Origin of the sequence: Streptomyces sp. NPDC002588 (assembly GCF_040295925.1) — a bacterium.
Lineage (GTDB): Bacteria > Actinomycetota > Actinomycetes > Streptomycetales > Streptomycetaceae > Streptomyces.
In genome coordinates this window covers 1-1,433 of record NZ_JBEOWF010000123.1, presented here as the reverse complement: position 1 = coordinate 1,433, position 1,433 = coordinate 1, and the positions used below count along the sequence as shown (strand labels likewise).

Here is a 1,433-nt window from a genome sequence, read left to right as displayed (position 1 = left end):
AGAGTGCGGAACGTGACCTTCTGTCCGGCTTGTGATCGCTCGATGGTGTGACGTTGGGGTATTGCGGCCGGTCAGGCGTTCGGCGTTCGCTGGGTTGTGGCATGAGCATGCGCAAGCCGTATCCGAGTGATCTCACCGGCGAGCAGTGGGAGCTCGTGGAACCTGTGATCGCGGCGTGGAAGGCACGGCATCCGTCGGTCAGCGGGCACCAGGGCAAGTACGCGATGCGGGAGATCGTGAACGCGATCCTCTACCAGAACCGCACGGGTTGTCAGTGGGAGTTCCTGCCGCACGACATGCCCCCGCCCGGAGCGGTGAAGTACTACTTCTACCTCTGGCGCGACGAGGGTACTGACCAGGACATTCACGATCTGCTGCGCTGGCAGCTGCGGGAGAAGCGGAAGCGATTAGCCGACCCGAGCCTGGTGGTCCTGGACACACAGAGCATCCACGCCGCCGTCGGCGTCCCCGCCACGACGACCGGCAAGGATGCCGCGAAAAGGGTGCCGGGCAGGAAGAGATGCCTGGCCGTGGACGTCTTGGGCCTCGTCATCGACTGCGTCGTCCTGCCCGCCTCCGCGCACGAGAACACCGCCGGCATCGCCCTGCTGGACGGCGTCGCCGGACAGTGCGGCGGCACGGTGACCAAGGCCCTGGTCGACCAGGGCTTCAAGAAGAAGGTCGTCGAGCACGGCATGACCCACGGCATCGAAGTGGAGATCGTCGAACGCAACCCGGACCAGAGCGGCTTCGTTCCGCAGGCCAAGCGATGGATCGTGGAGCAGACGAACGGGATCCTGATGTTCTACCGCCGTCTCGTCCGCGACTACGAACACCGGCCCGCCTCCTCCCGCTCCCGCGTCCTGTGGGCGATGACCTCCGTCATGAGCCGCCGCCTCACCGGAGCCACCCTCACGCCCTGGAGGACCGCATGAGCGAGAACCCACAGGTCCAACCCGTCCTGGACCGCATCGATACCCGCGAGCACGAACTGGCCGCCCAGGCGGAGCAGTTGAGGGCCCGCATCGAAGAACTCGCCCAGCAGCTCGGCGAGATGGACGCTGAGACCGAGAACCTGCGCATCACCCGCAAGACCCTCCTCGCTCTCCCCATGCCCTCACCCGCCGCCGAGCCGGAGGCGCCCGACATCCCGGTCCACCCCGCCTACCAGCAGATACTCACCGCCCTGGCCGACGCGGGCCGGCCGATGCGCGCCCGCGACCTCTGCCAGGCCCTCGACCTGCCGATCCTCCCCAAGAACACCGAGGGCATCCGCTCCAAACTGAAACGCCTGGTCAGCCGGGGCATCCTCGCCGAAACCGAACCCGGCTTGTTCGCCCGCCCGGACGCCTGAGGAGCATCCCCCGCCCGCGACCAGCAGTCCTTCCCCAACCGCAATTACGAAACGGACAAGAGCTCACGTTCCGCACTCT

Annotated in this window: 2 protein-coding genes; both read left to right on the top strand. The window is 66.9% G+C overall.

From position 1 onward, the window contains the following. Positions 1-101: 101 nt before the first annotated feature. Entirely contained in the window at positions 102-935 is an 834-nt protein-coding gene (locus ABT057_RS49075; protein ID WP_352351915.1) for an IS5 family transposase, read from the top strand. After that, positions 932-1,354, top strand: coding sequence for a hypothetical protein (locus tag ABT057_RS49070; RefSeq protein WP_352351913.1), 423 nt, complete (start codon positions 932-934; stop codon positions 1,352-1,354). Before ABT057_RS49075 ends, ABT057_RS49070 begins: the two co-directional genes overlap by 4 nt. Positions 1,355-1,433: the final 79 nt, after the last annotated feature.